The organism is Catelliglobosispora koreensis DSM 44566, assembly GCF_000379685.1.
GTDB classification, from domain to species: Bacteria; Actinomycetota; Actinomycetes; order Mycobacteriales; family Micromonosporaceae; genus Catelliglobosispora; species Catelliglobosispora koreensis.
Map to the genome: position 1 here is coordinate 1,210,258 of NZ_KB903249.1, position 26,451 is coordinate 1,236,708.

Below are 26,451 nucleotides of genomic sequence, written 5' to 3' on the forward strand. Positions count from 1 at the left end.
CATGAAAACCCGCGTCATAGCAGCGATCCTCCTGCTTGTGGGTGTTTCCGCCGCCCCCGCTTCCGCTGCTCCGCCCCCACACACGATCAGTGTGGAGGTGTTGTCCAGCCGCGCGGATCAGGTCACCGGTGGTGATGCGCTCATCCAGGTGCAGATCAGCTCAAAGTCCAAACTCGACAGTCTTCGCGTCTTCCGCAATGGTGCCGACATCACCAGCACGCTGACGCCCGACCCGGCCAACCGCACCCTGACCGGTGTGGTCACGGATCTGGTCAACGGCTGGAACTTCGTCACCGCGACAGCGTCGCGCAGCTTTCCTGGGCTGCGGTTGCTGAAGAACCACGGCTCAGGTCCTGTTTTCTCGGGCCCCCGGCAGTACCCGTTCCTCTGCCGCACCGAGAGCGCCGGTCTGGGCCAGCCCACCGTCGACAACCAGGACGGCCAGGGCTACAAGGTCAAAGACGCGGCCGGCGCCGTCATCGGCTGGAGCCGGGACTGCAACGCGGGTCCTGTCAGCGATCGTCTCTACCGTGCCGCTGACGGACAGTTCAAGGCCATGCCAGCCGACGGCACCCGCCCGGCCGACATGACCACCACAACCACCATGGACGGCCGCACTCTCGATTACGTCATCAAGCGGGAGCGTGGCGTCATCAACCGGTTCGTCTACTCCATCGCCATGCTTGACGACGAGTCAGCGTGGAACAAGCGGGTCATCTACCGCTTCGATGGTGGCGTGGCGATCGGGCACGACCAAGGGCGCCTGCCCGGCGGGGCGCTCTATCACGAGGGCCTGTCCCTCGGTTACGCCATTTTGTACTCGACGGGCAACCGCACCAACACCCACTATAACCTGACGCTCGGAGCCGAAACCGCGCTGATGCTCAAGGAGCATTTCGTTGAGGCGCATGGTATTCCGCGTTACACGGTCGGCGTGGGCGGTTCGGGCGGTGGCCTGCAGCAGTATGTCTACGGGCAAAACTTCGGCAGCCGCATCATCGATGCCGCCATCCCGCAGTATTCCTACCCCGACATGGTCACGCAGACGATTCACGTCGGCGACTGCGAACTTCTCGAGTACTACATGGATGTCACGGATCGCACGAATCCGAAGTGGGCCAACTGGGAAAACCGCACGGCCCTGATCGGCATGAACGCGAGCGCGACGGTGCCTAACCCGTACCTGGGCAACCGTCCCGGGTCGACGGAGTGCGTCAAGGGCTGGCGGGGCCTAACCCCACTGACCCTCAATCCACTGTGGACACAGCTCGACCCGTTGTGGGCCAACATGGACCCGCCAAACGTGGCGGCGACGGTCCACTGGACGCACGCCGATGACCTCAAGACGATTTACGGCATCGGCCCGGACGGGTACGCCCGCAACTCGTGGGACAACGTGGGCGTCCAATATGGACTGTCCGCCTTGACGTCGGGTTTCCTTACCCCGGCGGAATTCCTGGACCTCAACACCAAGGTCGGGTCCTGGAAAGAGGCGAAGGACATGGTGCAGGAGGGCTGCCCGTTCGTCCCATCGGCCTGTGCCAACCCGGCGCAGTTCGATCCGTGGAGTGCGCGCAACATGAACCTGTCACCCGACGGCACCACCCCGGCCCCACGCCGGGCAGGTGACCGCATCGCGATCGCGGCGGCCTACAAGACGGGCCACGTGTTCCAGGGCGACATCGATATCCCCATCATCGACTGGCGGCACTACCTGGAAGAGCAACTGGACATGCACAACACGCACCAGTCGTTCGCCTCCCGGCAACGGATGCTCAATCACGATGGCAAAGCGGGCAACCAGGTCATCTGGTTCACCGACGCCCGTCCAGCCATCGCGTTTGACCAGACGCCGCAAGCACTCGCCGTCATAGAACAATGGATCACCGGGGGTACGAAGCCAGCCGCGGCCGTGGATTCGTGCTTCGCGTCCAACGGATCGCCCATCGCCTCTGGGCCAGACGTGTGGAACGGCGTGCTGGACAGCAAGCCAGCCGGTGCATGCACGCAGGCGTTCCCGCTCTACGGAACGTCGCGTACGGTCGCCGGTGGCCCGATCGAAGGCGGCATCTACGCATGCCACCTGCAGACCGTGTCACAAGCGATCGAGCGTGGCCTTTACGGATCGTGGGTCCCGTCAGCGGAAGAAAAGCAGCGCCTAGAGCAAATCTTCTCCACGGGCGTCTGTGACTACCGCAAGGGCGACGCCGCTAAACCCAAACACTAGGCACAACACACGAGAAACGGGCCGTCCGGTTTCCTGGGCGGCCCGTTTCTGGCAGGGTGGGGTTCGTGGTTGATTACAAGAACAAAGACTTGCGCGGCTCCGACTTTGACATCGTCGACCTCGCGGACTCGCGCTTTCACAACGTGAACCTCAGCGGCGTCGTGATTCGCGGGGCGTGGATGAAAGACGTCGACATCGACGGCGCGATCGAGAACGTGACGATCAACGGGGTGGACATCGGGCCGCTGATCGAAGCCGAGCTCAATCGCCGTTATCCTGACCGCCACAAGATGCAGCCTTCCACCGCTGAAGAGTTCCGGGAGGCATGGGCGGTTCTTGAGCGTCTGTGGCCCGAGACCGTTGACAGGGCACGGCGTTTGCCACCGGAAATGTTGCACGAGCGCGTGAACGGCGACTGGTCGTTCATCGAAACGTTGCGGCACCTGGTTTTCGCCACCGATGCCTGGGTGAAGCGGGCGCTGCTGGGCGACCCGGCGCCATACTCGCCGCTCGGTCTGCCGCACTCTGAGATGGAAGCCGATCCGATCGTCCCGAACGATCCTGACGCCAGGCCCAGTCTCGATGAGGTGCTTGAGGTGCGCGCGGACCGGATGGCCACCGTGCGCAAAGTGATCGCTGACCTGACTGATGAGCAATTGGCTGGCATGACCGAAGCCGTTGCGCCGCCAGGCTATCCGCCGTCGAAGAGCTATCCCGTGAAGCGATGTGTGTTCGCCATCATCAACGAAGAATGGCTGCACCGGCTCTACGCCGAGCGTGACCTGGCCGTTCTGGCGTCCCGGTGACGTTGCGTCGAGGGCTCGAATTCATCGAGCGCGAGGCAAGGCTCATCGAGCGGCGGCTGGCCGCTGTCGTGTTTGGAGACGGCGACGCGTCGGGCGTCGTCGACGCCGTGCGTGCCTACCGCAACGGTGACGGTGGGTTCGGGCACGGGCTTGAGCCTGACACCCGTTGCCCGGCAAGCCTTCCGGTCTACGTTGAACTGGCGCTGGACGCGCTGCTCGCCGCAGGCGCCGGTGACAAGGATGGCCTGGTTACGGGAGCATGCGACTGGCTCGGGTCCGTTGCCCGCTCCGACGGCGCTGTCCCGCTGGCGTTCCCGGTCATCGAGGCGTATCCCCACGCGGCGCACTGGACAGAGTGGACCTACGAACCAGGGCTGAACCCGACCGCTGGACTGGCTGGGCGCCTGCACGAGATGGGCGTCCGGCACGCGTGGCTCGACCAGGCGACGCAGTGGACGTGGGCACAACTCGAGTCGGGCTTCGACGACGACGCCCATGCCCTCAACGAGGTGCTGCACTTTCTCGCTCACGTGCCCGACCGGGCGCGGGCCGAAGCCGTGGCGGTCAATGTTCCGGCGTGGATGGCCGGGGCCAAGTGGTTCCAGGCCGACCCGGCCGACCCCGGCTATGGCGTGACCCCACTACACCTCGCGCCCACTCCGGAAAGCCCATGGTGTCAGCTCTTCGACGGCGCCATCATCGAAGGCCACCTCGATCGTCTCGCGCGCGACCAGCAGCCCGACGGCGGCTGGCCGATCACGTGGGAAGCACCGGGCCAAGCGTCCACCTTGGAATGGCGCGGAATGGTGACCCTGCACGCGTTGCGGACGTTGCGTGCCTACGGCCGCTTGTAAGCGAGATAGCTGATGTGCTGACGGCCCGTGTCGTCGTCGCGTGCTTGCACCAGCCGGGTTGTCACCGTTAACCCGGCTTGGGTGAGCAGTTCAGCGATGCGGTCCGGCGGGATCAGGTGGGACTCGTAGCTGACGGGATGCCCGCCATACGCCTGCGTGGGGCGGAGGTGCTCGTCCGGCCCAGCGTGGCCGGCCAGCATGAGGCAGCCGCCGGTGGTAAGCGTGCGGTAGAACTCGGCGTAGACCAGTGGCAGATGCTCCGGCGGCGTGTGGTGGGTCGAGTAGTGGGCCAGGATGCCGCCCAGCGAACCGTCCTCCAGATCGAGAGCCGTATTCGAGCCGACGGTGAAACTCAAGTGGGGGAAGGCTTCCCGCGCCAGCTCAATCATCTTGGGTGACAGATCGATGCCAAAGATGGTCACGCCTCGCTCGGCCAGGTAGGCCGTCATCTTGCCTGGGCCGCAGCCGACATCGGCCACGGGCAGCCCGAGATCTGCCTTCTTGATGGCTTCAGCGAACTCGCCGAGCATCGCGTGGCCCAGCGCGCTCAGGCCAGACAGCGAGATCTGCTCGGCGTAAGCGACGGCGACAGTGTCATACGACTCCCGTATCGCGTCCAGAAACGAGGGTTCGGTCACTCACTTACGTTAGCCGTCTCACCCCGGGTTGAACGTGTTCAAGTTTGGGCTTAGTATTTGAACGCGTTCAAGAACAGGGGAGAGGCGATGGGAATCTGGGCACACGCGGTGGTGAACCTGCTGGTCGCGCTGGGAATGCTGGCGATCATCCCGCTTGGCCTGCGGCTCATCGGGCAGGTGCCGTGGTGGTGGTTCGCCGGAGCCGTGCCGGGAGCGATCAGCCTCTTCCTGCCACGGGGGCAGGCAGCGGCGGCCCTAGCGCTGGTTTACTTCGTGGTCACGCTGCTTGTCGCCACACGGGCCGTTCACGAGCGGCGGATCGCCATCATCACGGCGCTCGTGAGCCCTGTCGTGGCAAGCGTTTCGCTGGTGGCCGAGCGGGCTGAGTACCAGCTGATGGGGTTTGAACTTGATGTCCTGGTGTTGACCGTCGCGCACTTTCACTATGCCGGATTCGCGGCGGCGCTGATCGCTGGCCTGGTCAGCCGCATGACTGACCGTCCACTCGCGACAGTCGCGGCGTGGACGGTGCCGCTGGGAACGGGGATCGTGTTCGCCGGCTATTTCAGCAATGACTTTGTGGAGCTCGCGGGTGCGGCGGTGCTGACGGCCGGAATGTGGCTGACAGGCTGGCTCACGTGGCGCTATGTCCGGCCCAAGGCGAAAAGGCAAGGGCTGCTTAACGTTTCGGCCGGCGTTCTGGTTCTGACTATGGTGCTGGCGCTGATCTGGGCGCTCGGCGAAGCGATTGGCACGCCGCATTTGTCGTGGGATGCCATGGTGATGACACACGGTGTCGCTAACGCGCTGGGCTTCGCCCTGTGCGCGATGTTGGCCTGGCAAGGTTTGGCGAAGGAGGGGCAATGACAGCAGACGTGACGTATGCCGAGCGTGGGGCGAGCCGGGTAGAGCCCATGCCACCAGGCTATCAGTACCTGCGCTACGAAACGTTCATCGGCTATGGGGGCCAGACGATGGCCGCGGCCACGGAGGCGCTGCTTTCGTTTGAGATGTACCGGGAGATGGGACTGGGCGCCCGGCTGGAAGACGATGTCGTTTACGTGAAGCTGCTCGGGATCACCACGCGCTGCCGCGTGCTGTGGAGTGAAGCCACTCCAGCGAAAGCGGGCTTCACCTACGGGACGATGCCGGGACATCACCTGCACGGGGAGGAGACTTTTCTGCTCACCCACGAACCGGACGACCGGGTGTGGTTGCAGGTCAAGTCGTTTAGCCGGCCCGCCCGTTGGTATGCCTACGCGCTGGCGCCGGTAACGCCACTGCTGCAACGGGAATTCGCGCGCCGGGCGGGAAGGGCACTGCGGCGGATCGTGGACAGGGCGCGGGTCTAAGGACGGAAAGTCAGCTTGACGGGCTGGCCGAGGTTGGCGATGGCTTGCCGGATCGCTTGTTCCGGCAACGGGATCTCTTTGCGGGAGGCGAGCACGACGTTGCCATAGTGTCCACAGTGCAGTGAGCAGACGGCCCCAAAGGCCCGCTGCATCGCGTGTTCGTGATAGGGCGCTGACCGCAACACATTGGCCGCGTAGATGCCGCGTGGGTCGAGGATGCGCTCAGCCTGAGCGGCCGTCTCCGGGCGCAGATCGGGGATGTCGGCGAGCACCAGGTCGAATCGCCCGCGTGGCAAGACTTTGACCGCTTCGCTGACCGTCGTCTGGCGTACCCGGATGCTGGCACGCCGTGGCAGCGGAATGACCCGCCGGACAAAGGAAGTCAGGGCGCCATCGTGCTCGATGACGAGCTGTGCCGAACCAGGCCGTGTCACCGCGACATAGCGGGCCAGTGCCATCGCCCCGCCGCCAAGATGCAAGACACGCAACGGTACTCCCGGAGCCGCCACGTGGTCAGCGAAAAGCGCCAGCAGCCGCATGTATTCGAAATGCAGAACGTGCGGCCGCAAGGTGTCCACATGGGAGTGTGGCTGACCGTCAATGAACAATGTCCAGCACCCAGGACGGTCCGCATCGGGTGTCAGTTCCGCCATCCCGAAGTCGGTCTGCTCGGCCTGGCTAGGCGGCCCGCGCCTGCTGCGGTTCACGGATACGCGTACACCGCGTAACTTTGGTCCACATCGAAGGTCACGCCGGTGACGTGCTCGATGATCGCCCAGAGCCAGTCCTCGTCTGGCCCCCAGCTGGGCAACGGAATCGTCGCCTCGAAAACGAGCGGCAGCCCTTCATCGATGGTGAGCTCACCGTCGGTGAACACCACCTGCCGGGTGAGCTTCCCGCCCTCGATCAGGATGAAGCCATAGGTGCTGGTAACACTGGAAAACACCGCTGTCAGGGTGTCCTTGCCCGGCTTGGCGTTGAACACGTGCGCCGCGGACGGATCCCAGATTTGCTGCCACTGTCCTGATTGGGCAACGTAAAAGACGTTGTTGCTAAACCGTGAGGTGGCGACGTCGCCGCTCACGGCCTGCCCGGTCGCGGTGGCGTGCGGCTCCAGCAGGGCGAGCCCATCTTCGCCTTTGACGAATAGCGCCGACGTGTTCCATCCCATGCTGGCATTGTTCCCTAAACGGCCGGGACAGCAAACCGATCGCTGATGGCCTACGCTGCCCGATCATGACGGAAAAGCATCCAGCTATCAGTGGCGTGTTCTTCAACGGTGCTCTGATCATGGGCATCTTTGGCGTCATTTCTGTTGCGCTGTCGGCCGGGCCGGGCGAGAACTTCATGACGCTGGGGATGCTCGCGCTGGGAATCATGCTGATCGGTGGAGCCGTCGTCTACCTGGCTGTTCACGGGTTTGCTGTGGTGATGTTTCACCAGGCGAAACTGGGTGAGGACGAGGCAGAGGAGTAACTGGCACAATCTTGAGATAGTCAATCGACTCATGACTATCTATATTCACGTATATGAACATCCCCCGTTTTCTGAAGCTCGCCGCAACGGCGGGCTTCTTGGCTGCCGGGTTAAGCGTGCCCGCGGCCGCGCCAGCGTTCGGTTATGCGGGAGAAGCCACTGACGACATCGGAACGATGGTTGTCGGCGGGCGTCCCGCGACCGAGAACTACTCATTCATGGTCTATGTGTCCGGGTGCACCGGCTCACTGATCAAGGCGAACTGGGCCGTGACTGCCAAGCATTGTCCCTCGCCAAGCACAGTGCGCGTCGGCAGTGTCAACCGGACCTCAGGCGGCGTCGTCGTCAGCGTCGTGCAGGTGGTCAACCACCCGTCCATCGACGTGAAGTTGTTCCGCCTCGGAACGAACGTGACCTACGCTCCGGCTCCGATCCCGACGAGTTCGGGTGCGGTCGGCACAGCGACACGCATCATCGGGTGGGGCCAGACGTGCCCGACCCGTGGCTGCGGTTCGGCACCGACGATCGCGCAAGAGCTCGACACCTCGATCCGGGCCGACAGTGCCTGCTACGGCATCAACGGGCCGTATGAGATCTGCACCAACAACACCAACGGCAACTCGGGCGCCTGCTACGGCGACTCCGGTGGCCCGCAGGTGCGGCGGATCAACAACCGGTGGCACCTGATCGGTGCGACGAGCAGGTCAGGCAACGGCAGCTCCGTGTGCGCGACCGGCCCGTCCATCTACGGTGACCTCTCCTCGATCCGTCCCTGGATCAACACCACCGTTGGCGGTCTGCCCGTATAACTCCATAGGCTTCGGTCCCGGGCAGGTGCGACGCCCGGGACCGAAGCTCTAGCTTGTGGGCGCGGCCCAGATCGTGCGCACGTGACCGAGATGCTCACGCATCAAGGCGGCGACGGCATCGGCGTCCCCTTGTGCGATAAGGGAAACCAGCTCGGTGTGCTCGGCCGCTGACGCGACGAGCTGTCCACTGTGGACAAGGGTGCCCAGGCCGTAGAGCCGGGTGCGGTTGCGCAGATCGCCCACGAGATCCACCAGCATCGGGTTGCCCCCAAGGGATAGCAGCTCGCGGTGAAAGACCGCGTCCGCTTCCAGATAAGTGGGGATGTCGGCGGCTTGTGCCGCGCTCACGATCGCTTCAGCTTTAGACCGCAGGCCGGTGAGCTGTGCCTGGGTGAGGTTTCCGGCCAGGGCACTGACCACCGGAACCTCCAGCAGCGTGCGGATCTGTGTCACCTGGTCTAGCTCCGCTTCGGACAGTCCACTGACGCGGAAGCCCTTGTTCTTGACGATGCTGATCAGGCCCTCTTTGGCCAGGTCGAGGATCGCCTCACGGACCGGGGTCAGCGACACGCCATATTGCGTGGCCAGCACCGGGGCGGAGTAAACGGCGCCTGGCCGCAGGCTGCCCGAAATGATGCCAGCCCGCAGTGACCGCGCTACTTCTTCACGCAGTGTCATCCGGGGGGTTATCTTCATAGCAGTAATGTGTAACATATTACAGCATGAGACCCTGGCATGGCGTACTGACCGCGACGGCACTTCCGTGGCGCGACAACAAACCTGATCTTGACACGTATAAAGAGCACGTCCGCTGGCTGACCGAGCAGGGCTGCGACGGTGTCGTGCCCAACGGGTCGCTGGGGGAGTATCAGGTGCTCAGCCCGGCGGAACGCACGTCGGTCGTGCTCGCGGCGATCGAAGCCGGAGCCAAGGCCGTCGTTCCCGGAGTGGCCGCCTACGGCGCTTATGAGGCGCGGCAGTGGGCCGAACAAGCCGCGCAGGCCGGTTGCCAAGCCGTCATGCTCCTGCCGCCGACGGGCTACCGGGCCGACGAAGCCGCGATCATGGCCCACTACCGGGAGGTCAGCAAGGCTGGGCTGCCCATCATCGCTTACAACAACCCGTTCGACACCAAAGTCGACCTCACTCCGGTGTTGCTGCAGAAGCTGTTCGACGAGGGCCTCATCGTGGCCGTCAAGGAGTTCAGCGGCGACGTGCGCCGGGCCTACCAGATCCGCGAACTCGCGCCCGGCCTCGATCTGCTCGCTGGTGCCGACGATGTGCTTATGGAACTGCTGCACGCCGGAGCGGTCGGCTGGATCGCGGGATATCCCAACGCTTTCCCGCGCTCGTGCGTTGAGCTTTACCACAACCGCGATCAGGAGCTTTACCGCTTGCTGCACCCGCTGCTGCGCTGGGACTCCAAGACCGAGTTCGTTCAGGCGATCAAGCTCTCGATGGACCTCGCCGGCCGATACGGTGGACCTTGCAGGCCGCCGCGGCTTCCGCTCGACGAGCTCACCGCCGCGGCGGTGACCGAAGCGACCAAACGCGCCATCGCGGAAGGCTGCGCATGAGCGAGGGCTTGCCCGAGCGAATCAGAATCGCAGGGGAGATAGTGCCTCGCGCGGAACGCGACCGAAGGGAGTGTTCGGCGTGAGAAGCAAGAGGGTTGTTCACGTTGTGGACTCCCACACCGAAGGCATGCCGACCCGGGTCGTGACCGGGGGCGTCGGCGTCATCCCGGGCGCGACCATGGCGGAGCGCCGTCTCTACTTCATGGAACACCTTGACGATCTGCGCACGTGGCTGATGTTCGAGCCGCATGGGCACGCGGCGATGTCTGGGGCGATCCTCCAGCCGCCGTGCCATCCCTCGGCTGACTACGGCGTGCTGTTCATTGAGGTGTCCGGGTGCCTGCCGATGTGTGGGCACGGGACGATCGGCGTCGCCACCGTCTTGGTGGAAACCGGCATGGTGGCGGTGACCGAACCGGTCACGACGGTCCGGCTCGACACTCCTGCCGGGCTCGTGACGGCACGCGTGCAAGTGCGTGACGGGGCCGCCAAAGCGGTGACGATCCAGAACGTGCCCGCCTTCTCCTACGCGCTGGATCAGGAAGTCAACGGGATCCGTTATGACATGGCTTTCGGCGGGAACTTCTTCGCGTTCGTCGAGCTGGCCGATTTAGGGCTCGACCTGGCCAGTCCGAAGCAGACACTGCTCAATGCCGGGCTGGAAATCATGGAGGCGATCAACGAAAAGGACCGGCCGGTTCATCCCCTTGATCCGGGCATCCATTCGTGCCACCACGTTTACCTCGCCGCGCCTGGTTCTGACGCTGTCTACTCCAGACACGCGATGGCCATCCACCCCGGCTGGTTCGACCGGTCGCCCTGCGGCACCGGGACGTCGGCCCGCATGGCGCAATTACACGCGCGGGGGCAGCTGCCCCTGCACACCGGCTTCACCAACGAATCCATCATCGGCACCTCTTTCACGGGGCGCTTAACTGGTACCCAAGAGGTGGGTGGGTTTGAAGCGGTGTTGCCGGAAATCACCGGCCGGGCATGGGTCACCGGCACGGCCCAGCATTTCCTAGACCCAGAAGACCCTTTCCCCAAAGGATTCCTGTTGTGAAGAAGTTCCACACTGGATCGCATGACCTGCCGGTGACCCCGGAGTTAGAGGAATTCATGCGGCACGGCTGGCTCGATTCCGAGCTCGATCCGGCGATCGAAGACGTCGCGAGCTATGCCGCCCAGCGCCGTCAGAAGCTAGCCGACGCGTTTCCCGGACAACGGCTCGTCATCCGGGCCGGGGAACTCAAGCAACGGTCCAACGATCAGAATTACCGGTTCCGGCCGCACTCCAACTACGTGTGGCTCACCGGCGATCAGTCGAGCGATGGCGTCGTTGTCATCGAGCCCGACAGTGAATCCACGCTCTACGTCAGGCCGCGGTCGTCGCGGGACAACGGTGAGTTCTTCCGTGACCGCAAATACGGCGAGCTGTGGGCGGGCCGTCGGGCGACGCTCGGGGAGACCTCGAAACGGCTAGGAATCAGAACCCGCCACATCGACGACTTCGATGGCGCTGAGCCAGAAAACCCGGATCTGGCAACGGTTCTGGCGGAGCTGCGCCTGGTGAAGGACCCGTGGGAGATAGCACAGCTCGAAGACGCGGTCGCCATCACGACCCGCGGCTTCGAAGACGTCGTGCGTGCCCTGCCGCAGCGGCTAGGCGAGCGTCACCTCGAAGGCGTGTTCTGGCAACGGGCCCGCCTGGAAGGCAATGACGTTGGCTACCACACGATCGCAGCGGCCGGAGCGCATGCCGCGACGCTGCACTGGATCGACAACGACGGCCCGCTGACTGACGGAGACCTGCTGCTGCTTGACGCTGGAGCGGAGAACCGCAACCTCTACACCGCTGACGTGACAAGGATCCTGCCGATCTCGGGGCACTTCACCCCGTTGCAGCGTGATCTCTACGAGCTGTGCCGTGCGGGCAACGACGCGGCGCTGGAGACGCTCAAACCCGGACGGTCCTACCGCGACTTCCACCGGGCCGCGATGCAGGTCTTCGCGCACGGCCTCGCCGATCTCGGCATCCTGCCGTGTTCGGCCGAAGAGGCGCTGGAGACCGGGGTGTACCGCCGGTGGACGCTCTGCGGATCGGGACACATGCTCGGGCTGGACGTGCACGACTGCGGTCAGGCGCGCGCATCGGAGTACCTCGACGGATACCTCGCTGAGAACCATGTGCTGACCGTCGAGCCGGGAATCTACTTCCAGCCCGACGATGGCCTCATCCCGGCCGAGTTGCGCGGCATGGGTTTCCGTATCGAGGAAGACATTCTCATCACGGCGGAGGGATACCGCATCCTGTCCGATCAGCTACCGCGCACAGCGGCGGAGGTTGAGTCGTGGATGCACCAGATGTAACCGTCCTGGGGGCGGGCATCGTTGGTGCCGCCTGCGCCTATTATCTTGCCCGCGAAGGACTCTCGGTGACGGTCGTCGACCGGGGCGGGATCGCTGGCGGGACGACGGGCGCGGGCGAAGGCAACATCCTCGTGTCCGACAAGGAACCTGGGCCCGAGCTTTCCCTTGCGGTGCGGTCGAACCGGCTGTGGCGTGAGCTTGACTTCCCGGACGTGGAGCTGGAAGCCAAGGGCGGCTTGGTCGTCACGACCTCGCCAGCCGAGCAGGAAGCCCTCGACGCTCTCGCCGCGACACAGACGGGCGTGGAGTCACAAGCCGTTGCCCCGCATGATGTTGAGCCGCATCTGGGGCCGGGTGTGACCGGTGGGCGGTTCTACCCGCAGGACATGCAGGTGCAGCCGATGCTGGCGGCGGCGGCGTTCCTGCGTGCCAGCAAGGCTTCGGTGCGCCTGGGCACGACCGTCACCGGGTTAGCTCGCGGGCGGGTGGAGACGACGGACGGCGTTATTAGTACCGGCGTCGTCATCAACGCCATGGGTGTCTGGGCAGGGGAGCTGACCGGGCTACCCGTCATGCCCCGGCGTGGCTTCATCCTCGTGACCTCGAAGGTGCCAGGGCTGGTGCGGCACAAGGTTTACGCCGCTTCCTACGTCGCCGCGGTGGGCAGCTCCGAGGCGGACTTGCAGATGTCTCCGGTCGTGGAGAGCACCCAGGCTGGCAGCGTCCTGATCGGATCGTCGCGCGAACGCGTCGGTTTCGACAGCACCATGTCCCTGCCCGTGTTACGCCAGCTCGCCGCTTCTGCGGTCGAACTGTTCCCAGCGCTCGCGAACGTGCAGGTTATCCGGGCCTACAAGGGTTTCCGCCCCTACATGCCCGACCACTTGCCGGCGATTGGCGCGACCGAACCGTGGCTGTATCACGCCTGTGGACACGAAGGAGCCGGCGTCGGCCTGGCTCCTGTGACCGGCTCGCTGCTGGCATCGCTCATCACCGGTTCGGCGCCGATCGTCGATCCAGCCCCCTTTTCACCCCTGCGGTTTGGAGCATGAGTGGAATTCCTCTTCAACGGCCGCGACATCGCGTTTGAAGCCGGGCAGAGCGTCACCGCGGCACTAGTGCGCGCGGGCGAGCGTGACAGCGGTGTGTTCTGCGGCATCGGTGTGTGCTTCGGCTGTCTCGTCGTCATCGGTGACAAGCCGGTGCGCGGTTGTGTGACGCAGGCTGAGCCAGGACAGGTGATTAGCCGTGCGGTATGACGTCGTCGTCATCGGCGCCGGGCCAGCCGGGCTAGCAGCCGCCAAAACCTGTGCCGAGGCTGGCATGTCGGTCGCGCTGCTGGACGCCGGTGCTCGCCCGGGCGGCCAGTTCTGGCGCCACGCCGAAGGCAAGCCACCGGTCCGCTTCGAACTGTCCGGTGTGGACTACCTGCCGGGCAGCCGCATCTGGTTCCTGGAACCCGGATTCCGCGTGCACACCGAAACCGCGGTGATCCAAGGAGAGCGGCTCATCGTGGCCACAGGGGCCTACGACCGGTCGGTCCCGTTCCCGGGCTGGCAGTTGCCCGGCGTCGTGACGGCCGGTGCCGCGCAAGCGTTACTCAAAGAACACGGCGTCGCCATTGGCAGCCGGGTCGTCGTGGCCGGCAGCGGGCCGTTCCTCCTTCCGGTCGCGGCCGGGCTCGCCACCGCCGGAGTCAAGGTGCAGGCGGTCTTGGAGTCAAGCAAGCTACGCGGCTACCTCACCGCCGTTCCGCCGCTTTCCAAAACCCTTCAAGCCAGCGGGTACGCCATAACGCTCGCCAAGCACCGCATCCCCTACAAACGCGGCCGGACGATCGTCGCCGCGCACGGCACCGATCACGTGACGGCAGTGCAGACGCGGCACGAGACCATCGAGTGCGACGCGCTCGCGGTGAGCTACGGGTTCACCCCGCAAATCGAGCTGCCGCTGGCGATCGGCTGTGCGGTGCACACCGTGGACGGCAGCCTCGTCGTGTCCGTCAACGACCGGCAGGAAACCTCGGTCGGCAACGTGTTCGCCGCTGGCGAGGTGACCGGGATCGGCGGCTCCGACCTCGCGTGGGTGGAAGGCCAGATCGCCGGGCTGGCGTGTGCCGGGCAAGACATCCCGAAAGCGTTGCGGCGCAGGCGCCATCGGCTGCAGCGTTTCGCGGGGGTGCTGGAGCGCGTGCACCCGGCGCCACCGGTCGACTGTCCAGAGGAGACAGTCCTGTGCCGGTGCGAAGGCGTTACCGTTGGCGAAGTCAAGGCGGCACCCGCGATCGACGGCCGTGGCGTGAAACTGATGACGCGCGCGGGCATGGGCTGGTGCCAGGGACGCACGTGTGGCTATGCGGTGGCGTGTGTCTTGTCCCAGCGACACCAGCGTCGCGTGAGCGTCCCCGACTTGCTAGCCTTCGGCACCCGCCCTATTGCCCAGCCCATCACGCTCGGCGAGCTGATCGGCGATGAGAGCCGCTAGCCGCCGGACGCCCTCGGTTACCTCGTTGCGTTCGAGGTAGCTGCACGAGAGCCGGATCGAGTGCTGCCCGGCGCCCTTGGTGTAGAAGAAACTCATCGGCGTCCACAGCACACCGTAGTCGGCGGCGGAACGCTCCAGCAACGCGACATCGGCGATCACTGGCACGTCCACGGTCGCGAAGAAACCGCCCGCCGGAGTGTTCCACGTCGTGCCCTCGGGCATGTGCTCCCCGAGCGCCTTGAGCAACGTGTTCAGGTTTTCCCGGTAGAAACTGACCCGGTCGGCGTTAGCCGCGCGCAGGCTGCAGCCGTGTTGCAAGAGGAATCCGCCGATAACGGCCTGACTGACCGGCGAGGTGTTCACGGTCAGCATGCTCTTGATGGCCGACAGCTCCTCGGCCAGCAGCGTCCGGTTCCCTTGCGTGTCAATGACTTCCTGATCGGCGACGAAGAAGCCCACCCGGGCGCCAGGGAACGCCGACTTGGCGAACGAGCCCAGATAGATGACCTGTTTGTTCGTGTCCAGGGACTTCAAACGCGGACGGGGACGATCGTCCAACCCGAACAGTCCATAGGGATCGTCTTCCAGGATCAGCAGATTCTCCGCCTCGGCCACCGCGAGCAGCTGATGACGTTCCCCGAGCGAAAGGCAAGCACCGGAAGGGTTGGCGAAATCGGGAACGAGATAGAGCGCCCGCGGGTTCTTCCCGTCAGCGCGGGCCGCCTTCGCCGCCCGCGCGACCCCTTGCGGGCCTTCGGCTTCGGGCACCGGAATGACCGGGATGCCGAGCACCCGGGCCGCGCCGGTGATGCCGACATAGCACGGCTCCGCCGCCAGCAGCACGTCATCGGGACCGGAACAGATGCCGCGCAAGACGATGACCATCGCCTCCTGGCAGCCTGCCGTCACCGCCACGGCTTCGTTGGGTACGCGGATGTCCTCATCCTTGGCGAGCATCTGCGCGATGAGGTCGTTGATGATCCCGTTCGTGCGCCCATACTGCATCAGCATCCGCGTCGGGCTGAACTTGCGCGCTTCGAGATATTCCAAATATCGGCTGAAGTAGTGCGGAATGTCCTGCGCCGCAAAGAATCCCTCATAGGGGCGCCCGGCTGCCAGTGAGATGGCGTTGGGATAGCGGTTGGCGATCTCGTTGAGGAAGTTCATCGAGCTTGCCTCGGGATCGCTGACCGAGGGATGCATGTCTTCCCTACGTAACAGCATTGATCTTTCCCAGCGTCGGGGTGCCCATGAGCGCCATTGTCAGCTCCAGTTCACTTGTCAGCCCCGTGAACAGATCCGCGACCCCGTCCGCCCCGCCGGCCGCCAGTGCCCACAGAACGGGCCGGCCAATCAGGACAGCCTTAGCCCCCCGTGCCAAAGCGATGTAGATGTCGCGCCCCGACCGAATGCCACCGTCGAGGAGCACGGGGCAGTTCACGGCGCCCGCGATTTCTGGCAGCGCTTGTAACGAAGGTACTGCGCCATCGAGCTGGCGCCCACCGTGATTGGACACGATGATGCCGTCTGCCCCGTGCTCGACGGCCAGCACGGCGTCCTCAGCCGTCAGGATTCCCTTGAGTAGCAACGGAAGCTCGGTGACGCCCTTGAGCCAAGCCAAGTCTGACCACGTGATGGACTGATCGAAGGTCAGGTCGGCATGCCGTGAAATGCCATCCGTGTGCGACGAGGCCATGAGCTCGGTGGCCAGGTTGACCGCATTCACGTGCGGCGGAATGACGAACCCGTTGCGAAGGTCGCGGGTGCGCCGTCCAATGCGCGGTGTATCAACCGTGAGCACCAGCGCCTGGTAGCCCGCCGCTTCGGCCCGCTTAGCCAGCTCGGCCAAAACGTCGCGCCGCTTAAGCCAATAGACCTGTAGCCACAAGGGCCCGGCTGCCTGCGCCGCGATCTCTTCGATGCTGCGGCTGGCGAAGATGCTGACCGTGAACAAGGCGCCCGACGCCCCCGCGCCCCGCGCCGTCGCTGACTCGCCCTCGTCGAAAACCATGCGGTGATAGGCCGTCGGTGCCACGCCCACGGGAGTGGACAGCACCGACCCAAATAACGTCTGGCTGGTGTCGCAGTTGGACACGTCCACCAGCACCCGGGGTCTGAGCTGAACCGCGTCAAGGATTTCCCGGTTGGCGTTGACCGTTAACTCGGCCCCGCTGCCGCCTTCAACGAAATCCCAGACTCCAGCGCTCAGGCGTTCCCGCGCGATCCTGGCAAATTCCTCAAGCAGCAAACAGGTGTCTCCTTAGGAAAGTGGCCGCCTCGGCTTGCGCTTGCGCGCCCGCAGCTAGGTCACCGGCCATGCAAAAGAAACCGTGAATCATGCCTTCATAGCGTGACAGCTTGACCTCAACGCCGGAGTCGGCGAGACGGTCAGCATATTGTTCGGCTTGGTCACGCAACGGATCGTATTCAGCCGTGATCACGAGAGCCGGCGGAAGCCCTTCCAGCGTCACCGCCCGCAACGGCGAAGCCAGCGGATTGAGCCCATCTTCCGGTGCCGCCAGATAGTGCGACCAGTACCACGCGACCGAAGTCTTGTTGAACAGGAACGGATCGTCACCTTCACGCAGGGACACGGTGTCGGACTGGTAATCCGTGTTGGGGTAGACCAGCAGTTGAGCCGACAGCGGGATGCCTTCGTCACGGGCGAGCAAAGTGACCGCGGCGGCGAGGTTTCCGCCCGCGCTATCGCCACCCACGGCGACCGCGGGAGCGTCCATATGCGACACGACCCAGTTCACCGCGGCGAAGCAATCGTGCACCGCCGCGGGGAACTTGTTCTCCGGCGCCAGCCGGTAGCCCGCCGCGACCACGGTGCAGCCAGCCTGGTTCGCCAGCCGCCGGCACACCGCGTCAGCGGTGTCTATGGTGCCCAGAGTCCAGCCACCGCCGAAGAAGTAGACCAGCACAGGGGAGGGCTCACCTGGTACCCCCGGCGCATAGATCCTAATGGGAAGATCACCCGCAGGCCCGGGGATGAGCCGGTCCTCGACGGACGCGACCGGCTCGCCTGTTCCGGCCGCGGCCTGAATCTCGGCGAGGTCGTTCGCGCGGGCCTGATCGAGCGACAGCGTGTAGAGCTGCGCGACGCCTTCGCGTTCGCGCCGCTCACGCATCGCCTGAACCTGCGGGTGTAATGGCATTTTCGCTCAGCTTTCGCGAAGAGACCGGCCGGTCTTGGTCAGGAAGACGTCATCGAGCGTCGGACGGTGCAACTCGATTGTCGTCAAAGAGATTCCACCATCGGACAGCGTCTTCATAATCAGCGGGATCGCCGTTTCGCCGGTGTCGACCGAGAGGCGAAGCTCGCTGTCGCCGCGCGCTTCGACCGACTTGACGACCTTCTGTCCCTTAAGCACTTCCTCCGCCTTGGCGGCCGACTCCGGCACCCCGATCGTGACGACGTCGCCGGAGATCTCGCGCTTGAGATCGGCCGGGGTTCCTTCGGCCACAATGGATCCGTGGTCGATGATGGCGATCCGGTCGCACAGGGCGTCGGCCTCATCCAGGTAGTGCGTGGTGATGAAGATGGTCATGCCTTCGTCACGAAGGCGGCGGACCTCATCCCACATGTGCGCACGGCTTTGCGGGTCGAGGCTCGCTGTCGGCTCGTCGAGGAACAGCACCTTCGGCTGGTGAATGACACCCATGGCGACATCCACCCGGCGCCGCTGCCCACCGGAATAGGTCTTGCACCGGCGATCGGCGATTTCGGTCAGGTCAAAGGCTTTCAGAGCCGCCTCGGCCCGGACCATCGCCTCGGCCTTGTCAATCGTGTACATCCGGGCCTGGAGGATCAGTTCCTCGCGGGCCGTGGCGTCATCCCACGTCGCGCGCCCCTGTTGCACATAGCCAATGCTCTTGCGGACTTTGGCCGGCTCGGTGCGCAGGTTGAACCCGGCGATGGTGGCTTCTCCGCCATCGGGTGGCAGCAGGGTGGCCAGCATCCGCAAGGTGGTGGTCTTCCCGGCGCCGTTGGGACCGAGGAATCCGAAGATTTCCCCTTCCGCGACCTTCAGGTTGACATCCACGACAGCGTCCACTTTGACCGTCTGGCGTTTACGTTTAGTTTCGAAGGACTTGCTTAGTCCGTTCGTCTCGATCATCGCTAGCTCCTGCCCCTGCTACTTAACGTGCTTCGCGAACAAGCGGGTGGACCAGGCCATCGCGATCACCGTGAGAACGGTGACGATGACGAGGCTCTGCCACACGTGTGGGTTGGAAGAGTCGCCTTTGAATAGCGACCGCATACCATCCACGGCCCAGGCGAACGGGTTCCAGTCCGCGACCCGGCGCAACCACAGTGGTGCCAGCGCGATCGGCAGCAGCGTTCCGGAAAGCAGCATGAGCGGTTGCGCCACGTTGTTGATGACCTGGCCGAGCACCGCCGGGCCGCTGACCTTGAGTGCGATGCCGTAGGAAATCGCTGAGGTGAACAGCGTGACCATCGCCAGGATCAGATAGGCCAGAAGCACATTGAGCACCTGCACGATGAGCCCGAGTGGGATCGACAGGATCGTCAGGATGATGGACTGGATGATGATGACCACGACGTCGCGCAGCGTGCGGCCGAGCAGCATTGCCGTCCGGCTGATCGCGGTGACGCGGGATCGTTCGATGACGCCGGAGGACAGCTCGGCTAGGAGGCTGAATCCGGAGTAGAGACCGGTGGCCATCGCCAGGGCGATGAGCATGCCCGGCACATACATGCGGTACGCGTCGGTGGTCGTCTGCGCTCCCAGCGTCGCCAGTGCTTCCTTAAGCAAGGGCGCGAACAGGATGAGGTAGACGACAGGCTGGGCGACACCGAGGATCACGAGCATCGGTGTCCGGATCATCAGCAGCATGTGACGCTGGAAGACCAGCCAGATATCGCGGAATAACTTCACTTCGGTCTGCTCCTTTCTCAGTCTTCGTTTTGCTGGCTGGCCAGCTGTTCCAAATGGACCGCCGCAGCCGCTGCCCCGCCAGCGTCAGCGAAGGAATCACTCACCCGTTGTGCCGCCGCCCGGTAGGCCGGGTCGGTGAGCACCTTGAGCAAGGTGTCGTGCAATTGCCCAGAAGAGACGCGGTCAAAGGAGACGCGCACTCCGGCGCCCGCCGCCGCGACCTGTTCGGCGTTGATGGGCTGATCGCCTTTGATAGGCGCGATGATGAGTGGCACGCCATGCCACAGTGCCTCGCAGACCGTGTTCAGCCCGCCATGACTGACCACAACGGACAGCCGCGGCATCAGCTCCAGCACCGGAACCCGGGAGCGGACAAGCACATGCTCAGGCGGGTCAGGGATAACCCCGTCGGGTGCGACGACAATCGCTTGCACGTTCATTGGCTTCAACGCCTCGACGACCTTGCCGTAGAAGCTTTCCGCGAGATCCATCGACAGCGTGCCAACGGTCACGAGGACGAGCTGGCGGCGTGGATCGATCCAGTCCCAGGGGAAAGCGGGATCCTTGGGCCGTTCGGTAATCGCCGGGCCGACCAGTTTGGTGTTCTCCGGAAGCGGCGCGCTTCCCGTCAACGTGGTGCTAGTGAACGCGATCAGCAAATGCGGCGAGAACCGCAAGTCATGCGGCGGCGACCCGGGCATGCCGCCCGTCGTCCAGATCGCGGCCAGCTTTTCCTGAATCCAGGCCTCTACTTTGGGCAGTGCCGCGAAGGGGCGCGTCAGCTCCATCGTGGTCGGCGCGATGCTCGCCCACGTTAGGCCATTCTTATGCGCGACCACGGCTCCAGCCACCGCGTGCTGGTCGACGACGAGCACGTCGGGGGAGAAGCCGGAAACGCCAGCTTCAATGCCCTTTTGCGTGACCTTCGCGTGCGGGACGATGTAGCCCTCCCACCGCGACTTGGTGGCCTCCAGCCCGCGCTCACGCTGACCCCGGTGGGCCCGCAGCGGGATCTGGTAGATGGGATGCCCGGCACCGATCAGCGGACGCAGAAACGCCTCAGAACCCGCCCAGGCGACCTCATGGCCGCGATCAGTCAGGGCGTGAGCCACCGCGGCCATCGGGTTGACGTGACCGGTCAGCGGAAGCGAGACGAACAGGAACCGGCTCACCGTTGCTCTCGCTCTTCGACGAACCGGGCGACACCGGCGACGCTAAGATTGATAATCTCGTCGATGTCGAGGCTGGCGACGTGCCGCAGCAGATCGGCTTCCTCGCCATAACGTTCCTGTAGCAGCCTGCTCAGCGCCGCCAGTTCGATGCTGTCCAGCAGCAGATCGCCATCCAGCCGTGTCTGCGGGCCAATCCCGGATTCACCGGTGACCTGCTGCACGAGGATGGCGATCTCGCCGGGTAGCTCGGTCACGCCCGCACCGGTTTGGTCGCCCGCACCGCCCCGTAGGTGAGGACACCCGTCTCAAAACCCTTGAGCATCAAGGGGCCTGCGTAGAAGAAGCCGAGCACGTCCACGCCGCGTTCCCGGGCGAGGTCCATCATCAGGGACCGGCCCTTCTCGAACCGCTTGATCATCGCGAACTCGGGGTCCCAGGAGTTGGCGACGTTTTCGGTCCAGTCGACAAACGACACCGCGTCGAAACCCGCGGCGACGGCAAGGCGCTCATGCTCTTCGAGCGAGGAAAAGCTTGGCATGACTTGGTGCTTGAGTACCAAATCCACCAGTTTGGTTTCCTCGGCGGTTAGCTCGCCGTCCTTTTGTGACCACGTGGCGATCGCGATGGTGCCGCCCGGCCGGAGCAGCCTCTTCATTTCGGTAAAGAAAGCTAGCCGATCGGGTATGTGCATGAGACTCTCCAGGGCCCACACCACATCGAACGATTCGTCCGGAAAGGTGTTGGTCATGGCGTCTTGCTGAATGAAAGTTGCACGTTCGGCGACGCCTGCTTCTCGGGCCTTCTCGTTGGCGCGCTTGGCCTGATCGGCGCTCAGGGTTACCCCTTCTACCGTGCAGCCCAGCTCGCCGGCCAAATAGAGGGCCGGACCGCCAATGCCGCAGCCAACGTCGAGAACCCTTGATCCAGCAGGGATTCCAGCGAACGCGACGAGTTCCCGGACCAGACGGTCGGTCGCCTCCTTGCGTTCGGCGCCGCCCTGTGGCCGCTCGCCCGGATCCCAGAATCCGTGGTGGACGTGCTCTCCCCATAGCTCTTCATAGAGATCCAGGGTCGTGTCGTAGTAGCGCTCCACGGCAGCATTGAGCACGGAGCTGGCATCGGCTGTCACGGTTTTCAATCTCCGAATAGGATTGAGAGGGGTATTGATAAACAAGAATACGCTGAAATAGCGTGGTGAGGGTTGGTGGATCGCGGTCATTGTATGGCCGCGTCGCTAACGCTTGTCAATCCCCAGGTGGGTCCAGGTTGGACGGGCGAACAGTGGTAAGCCATAGAATTTCCGGATTTCCACGGCCTCCGGTGAATCGATAGGAAAGAGTAGCTACAAGGCTGAATATGCATGGTTGCAAAAACGTGCTGATTGAGTAGGCTCAATTTCGAGGCCGAGGCTCCGATCTGTTGCGCTATAAATCGCGGGGGTAGCCGTCCGAATAGGACGATGACAGACGCTGACTTCATCTCACGTATTCCATGCACCCCCGCGTCCTGGTCTCTTGGCGACCCGGCCGCGCACCATGTCTTGCGAAGGGAAGCCACACCGATGACCGATGAGATCCGCCAGTTCGTGCTCGATTCACTTGTCGAGATGAACTACAGCATCGATGACATCGACGATGACACAGCTCTCGGCCCGGCCGGTGCCGATCTGGAGTCACTGGCGCTGGCCGAGCTCGCGGTCCGCGTCGAAGACAAATACGGCGTGAAGTTCAACGACGACGAGGCGGAGCAGCTTGCCGCGATGACGGTCGGGGAGTTCTGCGCAGCGGTCGCGGCACGTATCGAGCCGGCGTCGGCAGGCCTTTAACCGTGCCAGCAAGTGTGGCCGTAACCGGCATCGGGGTGGTGACCTCGGTCGGGAACAGTGCGGCCGGGGTTTTCGACGCGATGATCGAAGGCCGGTCCGGAATCAGCCGCCCGGCAGAAGACCACCCGGTGGCGGGATCGATTGAGGTGGCGGCGTTTTCGCCCCCAATCGACCCGGTTTCGCTGCTGCCAGCACCCGAAACGCGGGTTATCGACCGCTACATCGTGATGGCGCTGCACGCGGCCGGCGACGCGCTGGCCGAAGCGGGCATCGAAGTGGGGCGCGACGTCGATCCCTATCGGATCGCCGTCATCGTTTCCGGCACTGGCGGGTTGGCGACACTTGAGAATCAAGTCGTTATCCGGACGCAAAAGGGCCGCCTTGGCGTGAGCCCGTATCTGCTGCCGGGCATGCTGCCCAACATGGGCGCCGCCCGAGTGGCTATCAAATACGGCATTCAGGGCTACAGCTCTTCCATCGGCACGGCCTGTGCCGCGGGAGCCCAGTCGATCGGCGAGGCGGTACGCCTGTTGCGTGCCAACGAAGCCGATGTGGTGGTGGCTGGGTGCAGCGAGGCCCCGCTCTTCCCGACGCTGGCCGAGACGTTCGGCAATGCCCGCACGCTCGCCCGCGGGTGGGCTGAACCGTCAGAAGCCAGCCGTCCCTTTGACAAGCGCCGCAACGGTTTGGTGCTCGGTGAGGGCGCTGGCGTGTTCGTGCTTGAGCGGGCCGAGTTCGCGCAGGCCCGGCGGGCCAAGCGGTACGCCGATCTCGTGGGCTGGGGCGCGACAAACGACGCACACCACCCGACGACGCCACGGCCCGACGGTTCCGCCACGGGCAAGTGCATGCAGCTCGCCCTCGCTGACGCGGGGATCACCACGGACGACATCGGTTACGTCAACGCTCACGCGACCAGCACCAAACTGGGCGATATCGCTGAGTCGCAAGCGATCCGGCGCGTCTTCGGCGAGAGCACGCCACCGGTGAGCTCCACCAAGGGCGTCACCGGGCACATGCTTGGCGCCTCAGGCGTCATCGAAGCAGCCGTGAGTATCTACGCGTTGCGGCGTGGTCTGCTGCCGCCAACGCACAACCTCGACGATCCAGACCCAGAGTGCGCGGTGGAGCACGTCGGCAAAGGCGGGCAGCCCACGAGCACCGGATTCGTGCTGTCGAACTCGTTCGGTTTCGGCGGGCACAACGTGACCCTGGTCTTCGGCCAGCCGGGATCGGAATACCAGCGCCATGTCTGACGCGGCAGCGCTTTACCGTGCGGTCAGGCTCATCCGCCGGTTCGAGGAGCGGGCCATCGAGCTCGTGCGTTCAGGGGTCATCGTCGGTGGCATCCATCCGTATATCGGGCAGGAAGCCATAGCGGTGGGGTTCTGTGCCGCGTTGCGGCCGGGGGACCTCATTACCAGTACGCACCGTGGGCACGGGCACGTGCTCGCCAAGGGCGCCGACCCTTCCCGCATGCTCGCTGAACTAGCGGGACGCAGCACCGGTCTCAACCGGGGCCGTGGCGGTTCCATGCACGCGGCTGACTTCAGCATCGGCATCCTCGGTGCCAACGCCATCGTTGGCGCGGCTGGGGCGATCGCCACCGGGGCGGCCTGGGCCGCGCAGCGTGCCGGTCAGGACAAGGTCGTGGTGACGTTCTTCGGCGATGGAGCGGTCAGCCAGGGTGTGCTGCTGGAGACGTTCAATTTGGCGTCCCTGTGGAAGATTCCCGTCATTTTCGTGTGTGAGAACAACGGCTTCGCCACCACGATGCGCACCGAGGAAGCCGTGGCCGGAAGCATCACCGGCCGCGCTGAAGCTTTTGGCATCCCGGCGCGCACCGTGGACGGCATGGACCCCGTAACGGTCCTAGACGCGGCCCGTGCCGCGGTTGACCTGGCCCGTTCCGGTGGCGGACCGTCCTTTGTCGAGTGCCTGACCTACCGTTTCGACGCGCACCACACCTGGGAGCACGCCGCGCGGCCGCGTTACCGCACCGACGAGGAAGTGGTCGCGGGCAGCACGCGAGACCCCATGGAGATTCAGGGTTCCCGGTTGCCGGCCGACTTGCGGGCAGGCATCGACGACGAGATCGAGATCCTGCTCGAAGAGGCGGTGCGGTTCGCTTTGGAGAGTCCTGAACCAGACGAGCACGAAGCTCTCGACTATCTCTACGCCGACGGCATGCGCGCGCGGGCGGGGGTGGCCTGATGCCGATCCTGTCCTACCTCAAGGCTCTGAACCGGGCGCTGGCAAGCGAAATGGAACGCGATCCGGCCGTCTGCGTGTTCGGCGAGGACATCCGGGTCGCGGTCAGCAATGTGACGACGGGGCTGGTCAAGAAGTTCGGCCCCGAACGCGTGGTGGACATGCCGATCTCGGAGCAAGCGTTCACCAGTTTCGCGACCGGGGCGGCGCTTGCCGGGCAACGGCCGGTGATCGAGTTTCAGATCCCGTCACTGCTCTTCCTCGTGTTTGAGCAAATCGCCAACCAGGCGCACAAGTTCTCGCTGATGACCGGTGGGCAGGCGAAGGTCCCAGTGACCTACTTGCTGCCAAGTTCCGGGTCCCGGGTGGGCTGGGCCGGACAGCACTCCGATCACCCCTACAGCTTGTTCGCCCACGTCGGCATCAAGACAGTCGTGCCCGCGACGCCCACGGACGCCTACGGCCTTCTCGTCACGGCGATCCGCGATGACGACCCCGTCATCATGTTCGCTCCGGCCGGGGCGGTGAGCCGCCGGGAGGATGTCGACTTTGGACAGCTCGCCCCGGTGCCGCTCGGATCGGGCCGCGTGCACCGCAGCGGAGATGACGTCACCGTTGTCGCCGTTGGGCATCTGGTGCACGAAGCCATCGCCGTGGCTGACGAACTCGCGGGGAACATCTCGGTAGAAGTGTTCGACCCGCGCTCGCTGTATCCCTTTGACTGGGCCGGTTTGACAGCATCGCTGGAACGCACACGGCGCCTGGTTGTCATCGATGACTCCAACCGCACCTGTGGCATCGGTGCCGAGATCATCGCGACCATGGTGGAGCAGATGACCTTGGCTGCCCCGCCGAAGCGGGTGACCCGGCCCGACGGCGCGGTGCTCCCGTTCGCCCGGTCGCTAGACCTCGCTGTGCAGCCGACCAGAGCTCAACTGCGGGCAGCGGTGGAGGAAGTGGCCAAATGAGTCAGGTAGCGCTCGTGACGGGGGCAGGCGGCGGTATAGGGGCCGCTGTATGCACGCGGTTAGCGTCCCTGGGATACCAGATGGTCGTCGCCGATGTGAACGGTGAGGCGGCCCAGGAGGTGGCTTCCAGCACGGGAGGCATCGCGGTGACCGCCGACGTCAGCCGTCTGGAGGACAACCGGGCGATGGTGGCCCAGGCGCTAGAAGCGTTCGGCCACCTCGATCTCCTCGTGCTGAACGCTGGCGTCCGCTCGGAGCAGTCCCCGGATATGCCACTGGACGTCGCGCTCTACCGCCAGATCAACGGGATCAATGTGGACGGTGTCGTCTTCGGCATCGACGCCGCGCTGCCCGCGATGAGCGACGGCGGGTCCATTGTGGTCACCGCTTCGCTGGCCGGCCTCGGCCCGGAACAAGCCAACCCGGTCTACGCGATGGGCAAGAGCGCTGTCCTGGCCTACGTGCGGGCGATGGCGGGAGCCCTGGCGCAGCGGGGCATCAGCATCAACGCGCTATGCCCCGGCTTCACCGACACGGCGATCCTGGGCATCAGCAAGAAACTCATGCGCAAGCAGGGATTCCCCCTGCTCACCCCGGACGACGTCGCCGACGCCTTCCAGACCGTCCTGACCAAAGCGGGAACCGGGGAGGTGTGGACGCTCGTGCCCGGGCGCCCCGCGGCTCCCTTCACGTTCCCCGCTGTTCCCACGACCCTGTTGCCCGATGGCTCCGCGGTGGAGCTTCGGCCTTTTCTGGCACCAAAGGAGAGATGACA

30 protein-coding genes are annotated in these 26,451 nt (G+C 64.7%); 18 read left to right on the top strand and 12 right to left on the bottom strand.

Annotated features, from left to right (window positions below):
- Nucleotide 1 precedes the first annotated feature (1 nt).
- From A3E1_RS0105500 to A3E1_RS0105510, 3 genes are all read left to right on the top strand, one after another.
- Nucleotides 2–2,227: a DUF6351 family protein gene (locus A3E1_RS0105500; protein WP_020519744.1), complete on the top strand. Its 2,226-nt coding sequence runs from the start codon at nt 2–4 to the stop codon at nt 2,225–2,227.
- Between the two features lie 65 nt (nt 2,228–2,292).
- Complete coding sequence (locus A3E1_RS0105505) at nt 2,293–3,033, top strand: DinB family protein (protein ID WP_157631324.1); 741 nt, start codon at nt 2,293–2,295, stop codon at nt 3,031–3,033.
- Nucleotides 3,030–3,887 (top strand): hypothetical protein, encoded by an 858-nt coding sequence (locus tag A3E1_RS0105510; protein WP_020519746.1) that lies wholly within the window; start codon nt 3,030–3,032, stop codon nt 3,885–3,887. The genes A3E1_RS0105505 and A3E1_RS0105510 overlap by 4 nt, the downstream gene beginning before the upstream one ends.
- On the opposite strand, the gene A3E1_RS0105515 is transcribed toward A3E1_RS0105510, so the two are convergent.
- Nucleotides 3,872–4,525, bottom strand: coding sequence for a class I SAM-dependent methyltransferase (locus A3E1_RS0105515; protein ID WP_020519747.1), 654 nt, complete (start codon nt 4,523–4,525; stop codon nt 3,872–3,874). The genes A3E1_RS0105510 and A3E1_RS0105515 overlap by 16 nt on opposite strands.
- Before the next feature lie 87 nt (nt 4,526–4,612).
- Here A3E1_RS0105515 and A3E1_RS0105520 point away from each other — a divergent pair, with 87 nt between their 5' ends.
- Together A3E1_RS0105520 and A3E1_RS0105525 are read left to right on the top strand one after the other, a co-directional pair.
- The gene (locus A3E1_RS0105520; RefSeq protein ID WP_020519748.1) at nt 4,613–5,392 is read left to right on the top strand and encodes a YndJ family protein; all 780 of its coding nucleotides are present in this window, start codon (nt 4,613–4,615) and stop codon (nt 5,390–5,392) included.
- Nucleotides 5,389–5,877 carry a DUF1990 domain-containing protein gene (locus A3E1_RS0105525; protein ID WP_020519749.1) on the top strand — a complete coding sequence of 163 codons (489 nt, stop codon included), beginning with the start codon at nt 5,389–5,391 and terminating at the stop codon, nt 5,875–5,877. The genes A3E1_RS0105520 and A3E1_RS0105525 overlap by 4 nt, the downstream gene beginning before the upstream one ends.
- Here A3E1_RS0105525 and A3E1_RS39085 read toward each other — a convergent pair.
- Together A3E1_RS39085 and A3E1_RS0105535 are read right to left on the bottom strand one after the other, a co-directional pair.
- Nucleotides 5,874–6,584: a spermidine synthase gene (locus A3E1_RS39085; RefSeq protein WP_020519750.1), complete on the bottom strand. Its 711-nt coding sequence runs from the start codon at nt 6,582–6,584 to the stop codon at nt 5,874–5,876. The genes A3E1_RS0105525 and A3E1_RS39085 overlap by 4 nt on opposite strands.
- Nucleotides 6,581–7,048, bottom strand: a complete 468-nt coding sequence (locus A3E1_RS0105535) for a DUF6928 family protein (protein WP_020519751.1) — start codon at nt 7,046–7,048, stop codon at nt 6,581–6,583. The genes A3E1_RS39085 and A3E1_RS0105535 overlap by 4 nt, the downstream gene beginning before the upstream one ends.
- Nucleotides 7,049–7,113: 65 nt before the next feature.
- Here A3E1_RS0105535 and A3E1_RS0105540 point away from each other — a divergent pair, with 65 nt between their 5' ends.
- Nucleotides 7,114–7,353, top strand: a complete 240-nt coding sequence (locus tag A3E1_RS0105540) for a hypothetical protein (RefSeq protein WP_020519752.1) — start codon at nt 7,114–7,116, stop codon at nt 7,351–7,353.
- 53 nt (nt 7,354–7,406) lie between these two features.
- Nucleotides 7,407–8,162 (top strand): S1 family peptidase, encoded by a 756-nt coding sequence (locus A3E1_RS0105545; RefSeq protein ID WP_020519753.1) that lies wholly within the window; start codon nt 7,407–7,409, stop codon nt 8,160–8,162.
- A gap of 48 nt (nt 8,163–8,210) precedes the next feature.
- On the opposite strand, the gene A3E1_RS0105550 is transcribed toward A3E1_RS0105545, so the two are convergent.
- Nucleotides 8,211–8,858: a GntR family transcriptional regulator gene (locus tag A3E1_RS0105550; RefSeq protein ID WP_245571082.1), complete on the bottom strand. Its 648-nt coding sequence runs from the start codon at nt 8,856–8,858 to the stop codon at nt 8,211–8,213.
- 26 nt (nt 8,859–8,884) lie between these two features.
- Between A3E1_RS0105550 and A3E1_RS0105555 the strand changes: the two genes are divergently transcribed.
- The 6 genes from A3E1_RS0105555 to A3E1_RS48790 all read left to right on the top strand — a co-directional run bounded on the left by A3E1_RS0105555 (nt 8,885) and on the right by A3E1_RS48790 (nt 14,593).
- The gene (locus A3E1_RS0105555; protein ID WP_020519755.1) at nt 8,885–9,739 is read left to right on the top strand and encodes a dihydrodipicolinate synthase family protein; all 855 of its coding nucleotides are present in this window, start codon (nt 8,885–8,887) and stop codon (nt 9,737–9,739) included.
- A gap of 79 nt (nt 9,740–9,818) precedes the next feature.
- Entirely contained in the window at nt 9,819–10,802 is a 984-nt protein-coding gene (locus A3E1_RS0105560) for a proline racemase family protein (RefSeq protein ID WP_026208120.1), read from the top strand.
- Between the two features lie 56 nt (nt 10,803–10,858).
- Nucleotides 10,859–12,109, top strand: a complete 1,251-nt coding sequence (locus A3E1_RS0105565) for an aminopeptidase P family protein (protein ID WP_407637345.1) — start codon at nt 10,859–10,861, stop codon at nt 12,107–12,109.
- The gene (locus A3E1_RS0105570; protein WP_020519758.1) at nt 12,091–13,161 is read left to right on the top strand and encodes an NAD(P)/FAD-dependent oxidoreductase; all 1,071 of its coding nucleotides are present in this window, start codon (nt 12,091–12,093) and stop codon (nt 13,159–13,161) included. The genes A3E1_RS0105565 and A3E1_RS0105570 overlap by 19 nt, the downstream gene beginning before the upstream one ends.
- Entirely contained in the window at nt 13,162–13,368 is a 207-nt protein-coding gene (locus A3E1_RS0105575; protein WP_020519759.1) for a 2Fe-2S iron-sulfur cluster-binding protein, read from the top strand.
- On the top strand, nt 13,358–14,593 hold the full coding sequence (locus A3E1_RS48790; RefSeq protein ID WP_020519760.1) for an FAD/NAD(P)-dependent oxidoreductase: 1,236 nt from the start codon (nt 13,358–13,360) through the stop codon (nt 14,591–14,593). Before A3E1_RS0105575 ends, A3E1_RS48790 begins: the two co-directional genes overlap by 11 nt.
- On the opposite strand, the gene A3E1_RS0105585 is transcribed toward A3E1_RS48790, so the two are convergent.
- The 8 genes from A3E1_RS0105585 to A3E1_RS0105620 are packed head-to-tail and all read right to left on the bottom strand — an operon-like array spanning nt 14,522 to nt 21,801.
- Nucleotides 14,522–15,817 carry an aminotransferase-like domain-containing protein gene (locus A3E1_RS0105585; protein ID WP_040390340.1) on the bottom strand — a complete coding sequence of 432 codons (1,296 nt, stop codon included), beginning with the start codon at nt 15,815–15,817 and terminating at the stop codon, nt 14,522–14,524. The genes A3E1_RS48790 and A3E1_RS0105585 overlap by 72 nt on opposite strands.
- The gene (locus A3E1_RS0105590) at nt 15,804–16,841 is read right to left on the bottom strand and encodes an alpha-hydroxy acid oxidase (RefSeq protein WP_020519762.1); all 1,038 of its coding nucleotides are present in this window, start codon (nt 16,839–16,841) and stop codon (nt 15,804–15,806) included. Before A3E1_RS0105590 ends, A3E1_RS0105585 begins: the two co-directional genes overlap by 14 nt.
- Nucleotides 16,831–17,754: an alpha/beta hydrolase gene (locus A3E1_RS0105595; protein WP_026208121.1), complete on the bottom strand. Its 924-nt coding sequence runs from the start codon at nt 17,752–17,754 to the stop codon at nt 16,831–16,833. Before A3E1_RS0105595 ends, A3E1_RS0105590 begins: the two co-directional genes overlap by 11 nt.
- Nucleotides 17,755–17,760: 6 nt before the next feature.
- Nucleotides 17,761–18,717 carry a daunorubicin resistance protein DrrA family ABC transporter ATP-binding protein gene (locus tag A3E1_RS0105600; RefSeq protein WP_020519764.1) on the bottom strand — a complete coding sequence of 319 codons (957 nt, stop codon included), beginning with the start codon at nt 18,715–18,717 and terminating at the stop codon, nt 17,761–17,763.
- Between the two features lie 18 nt (nt 18,718–18,735).
- Complete coding sequence (locus tag A3E1_RS0105605) at nt 18,736–19,500, bottom strand: ABC transporter permease (protein ID WP_020519765.1); 765 nt, start codon at nt 19,498–19,500, stop codon at nt 18,736–18,738.
- 17 nt (nt 19,501–19,517) lie between these two features.
- Nucleotides 19,518–20,672 (bottom strand): glycosyltransferase, encoded by a 1,155-nt coding sequence (locus tag A3E1_RS0105610; RefSeq protein ID WP_020519766.1) that lies wholly within the window; start codon nt 20,670–20,672, stop codon nt 19,518–19,520.
- Nucleotides 20,669–20,926 carry a hypothetical protein gene (locus A3E1_RS39090; protein WP_020519767.1) on the bottom strand — a complete coding sequence of 86 codons (258 nt, stop codon included), beginning with the start codon at nt 20,924–20,926 and terminating at the stop codon, nt 20,669–20,671. Before A3E1_RS39090 ends, A3E1_RS0105610 begins: the two co-directional genes overlap by 4 nt.
- A complete protein-coding gene (locus tag A3E1_RS0105620; RefSeq protein ID WP_020519768.1) occupies nt 20,923–21,801 on the bottom strand; it encodes a methyltransferase domain-containing protein in 879 nt (292 codons plus the stop codon). The genes A3E1_RS39090 and A3E1_RS0105620 overlap by 4 nt, the downstream gene beginning before the upstream one ends.
- A 432-nt stretch (nt 21,802–22,233) precedes the next feature.
- Between A3E1_RS0105620 and A3E1_RS0105625 the strand changes: the two genes are divergently transcribed.
- Genes A3E1_RS0105625 through A3E1_RS39095 form a run of 5 tightly spaced genes read left to right on the top strand, consistent with a single transcriptional unit; the run spans nt 22,234 to nt 26,449 of the window.
- Nucleotides 22,234–22,497: an acyl carrier protein gene (locus tag A3E1_RS0105625; RefSeq protein ID WP_020519769.1), complete on the top strand. Its 264-nt coding sequence runs from the start codon at nt 22,234–22,236 to the stop codon at nt 22,495–22,497.
- A gap of 2 nt (nt 22,498–22,499) precedes the next feature.
- On the top strand, nt 22,500–23,753 hold the full coding sequence (locus tag A3E1_RS0105630) for a beta-ketoacyl-[acyl-carrier-protein] synthase family protein (protein WP_157631325.1): 1,254 nt from the start codon (nt 22,500–22,502) through the stop codon (nt 23,751–23,753).
- Complete coding sequence (locus tag A3E1_RS0105635; RefSeq protein WP_020519771.1) at nt 23,746–24,711, top strand: thiamine pyrophosphate-dependent dehydrogenase E1 component subunit alpha; 966 nt, start codon at nt 23,746–23,748, stop codon at nt 24,709–24,711. Before A3E1_RS0105630 ends, A3E1_RS0105635 begins: the two co-directional genes overlap by 8 nt.
- Nucleotides 24,711–25,676: an alpha-ketoacid dehydrogenase subunit beta gene (locus A3E1_RS0105640; protein WP_020519772.1), complete on the top strand. Its 966-nt coding sequence runs from the start codon at nt 24,711–24,713 to the stop codon at nt 25,674–25,676. Before A3E1_RS0105635 ends, A3E1_RS0105640 begins: the two co-directional genes overlap by 1 nt.
- A complete protein-coding gene (locus A3E1_RS39095; RefSeq protein ID WP_051104788.1) occupies nt 25,673–26,449 on the top strand; it encodes an SDR family NAD(P)-dependent oxidoreductase in 777 nt (258 codons plus the stop codon). The genes A3E1_RS0105640 and A3E1_RS39095 overlap by 4 nt, the downstream gene beginning before the upstream one ends.
- The last annotated feature ends 2 nt before the right edge of the window (nt 26,450–26,451 follow it).

Coding starts and splice junctions, on each gene's coding strand:
- A3E1_RS0105565 (WP_407637345.1), top strand. CDS start 10,859: ATGCGGCACGGCTGGCTCGATTCCGAGCTCGATCCGGCGATCGAAGAC.
- A3E1_RS0105545 (WP_020519753.1), top strand. CDS start 7,407: ATGAACATCCCCCGTTTTCTGAAGCTCGCCGCAACGGCGGGCTTCTTG.
- A3E1_RS0105520 (WP_020519748.1), top strand. CDS start 4,613: ATGGGAATCTGGGCACACGCGGTGGTGAACCTGCTGGTCGCGCTGGGA.
- A3E1_RS39095 (WP_051104788.1), top strand. CDS start 25,673: ATGAGTCAGGTAGCGCTCGTGACGGGGGCAGGCGGCGGTATAGGGGCC.
- A3E1_RS0105555 (WP_020519755.1), top strand. CDS start 8,885: ATGAGACCCTGGCATGGCGTACTGACCGCGACGGCACTTCCGTGGCGC.
- A3E1_RS0105595 (WP_026208121.1), bottom strand. CDS start 17,754: ATGCCATTACACCCGCAGGTTCAGGCGATGCGTGAGCGGCGCGAACGC.
- A3E1_RS0105550 (WP_245571082.1), bottom strand. CDS start 8,858: ATGAAGATAACCCCCCGGATGACACTGCGTGAAGAAGTAGCGCGGTCA.
- A3E1_RS0105535 (WP_020519751.1), bottom strand. CDS start 7,048: ATGGGATGGAACACGTCGGCGCTATTCGTCAAAGGCGAAGATGGGCTC.
- A3E1_RS0105540 (WP_020519752.1), top strand. CDS start 7,114: ATGACGGAAAAGCATCCAGCTATCAGTGGCGTGTTCTTCAACGGTGCT.
- A3E1_RS0105625 (WP_020519769.1), top strand. CDS start 22,234: ATGACCGATGAGATCCGCCAGTTCGTGCTCGATTCACTTGTCGAGATG.
- A3E1_RS0105635 (WP_020519771.1), top strand. CDS start 23,746: ATGTCTGACGCGGCAGCGCTTTACCGTGCGGTCAGGCTCATCCGCCGG.
- A3E1_RS0105600 (WP_020519764.1), bottom strand. CDS start 18,717: ATGATCGAGACGAACGGACTAAGCAAGTCCTTCGAAACTAAACGTAAA.
- A3E1_RS0105640 (WP_020519772.1), top strand. CDS start 24,711: ATGCCGATCCTGTCCTACCTCAAGGCTCTGAACCGGGCGCTGGCAAGC.
- A3E1_RS0105585 (WP_040390340.1), bottom strand. CDS start 15,817: ATGCTGTTACGTAGGGAAGACATGCATCCCTCGGTCAGCGATCCCGAG.
- A3E1_RS0105500 (WP_020519744.1), top strand. CDS start 2: ATGAAAACCCGCGTCATAGCAGCGATCCTCCTGCTTGTGGGTGTTTCC.
- A3E1_RS0105525 (WP_020519749.1), top strand. CDS start 5,389: ATGACAGCAGACGTGACGTATGCCGAGCGTGGGGCGAGCCGGGTAGAG.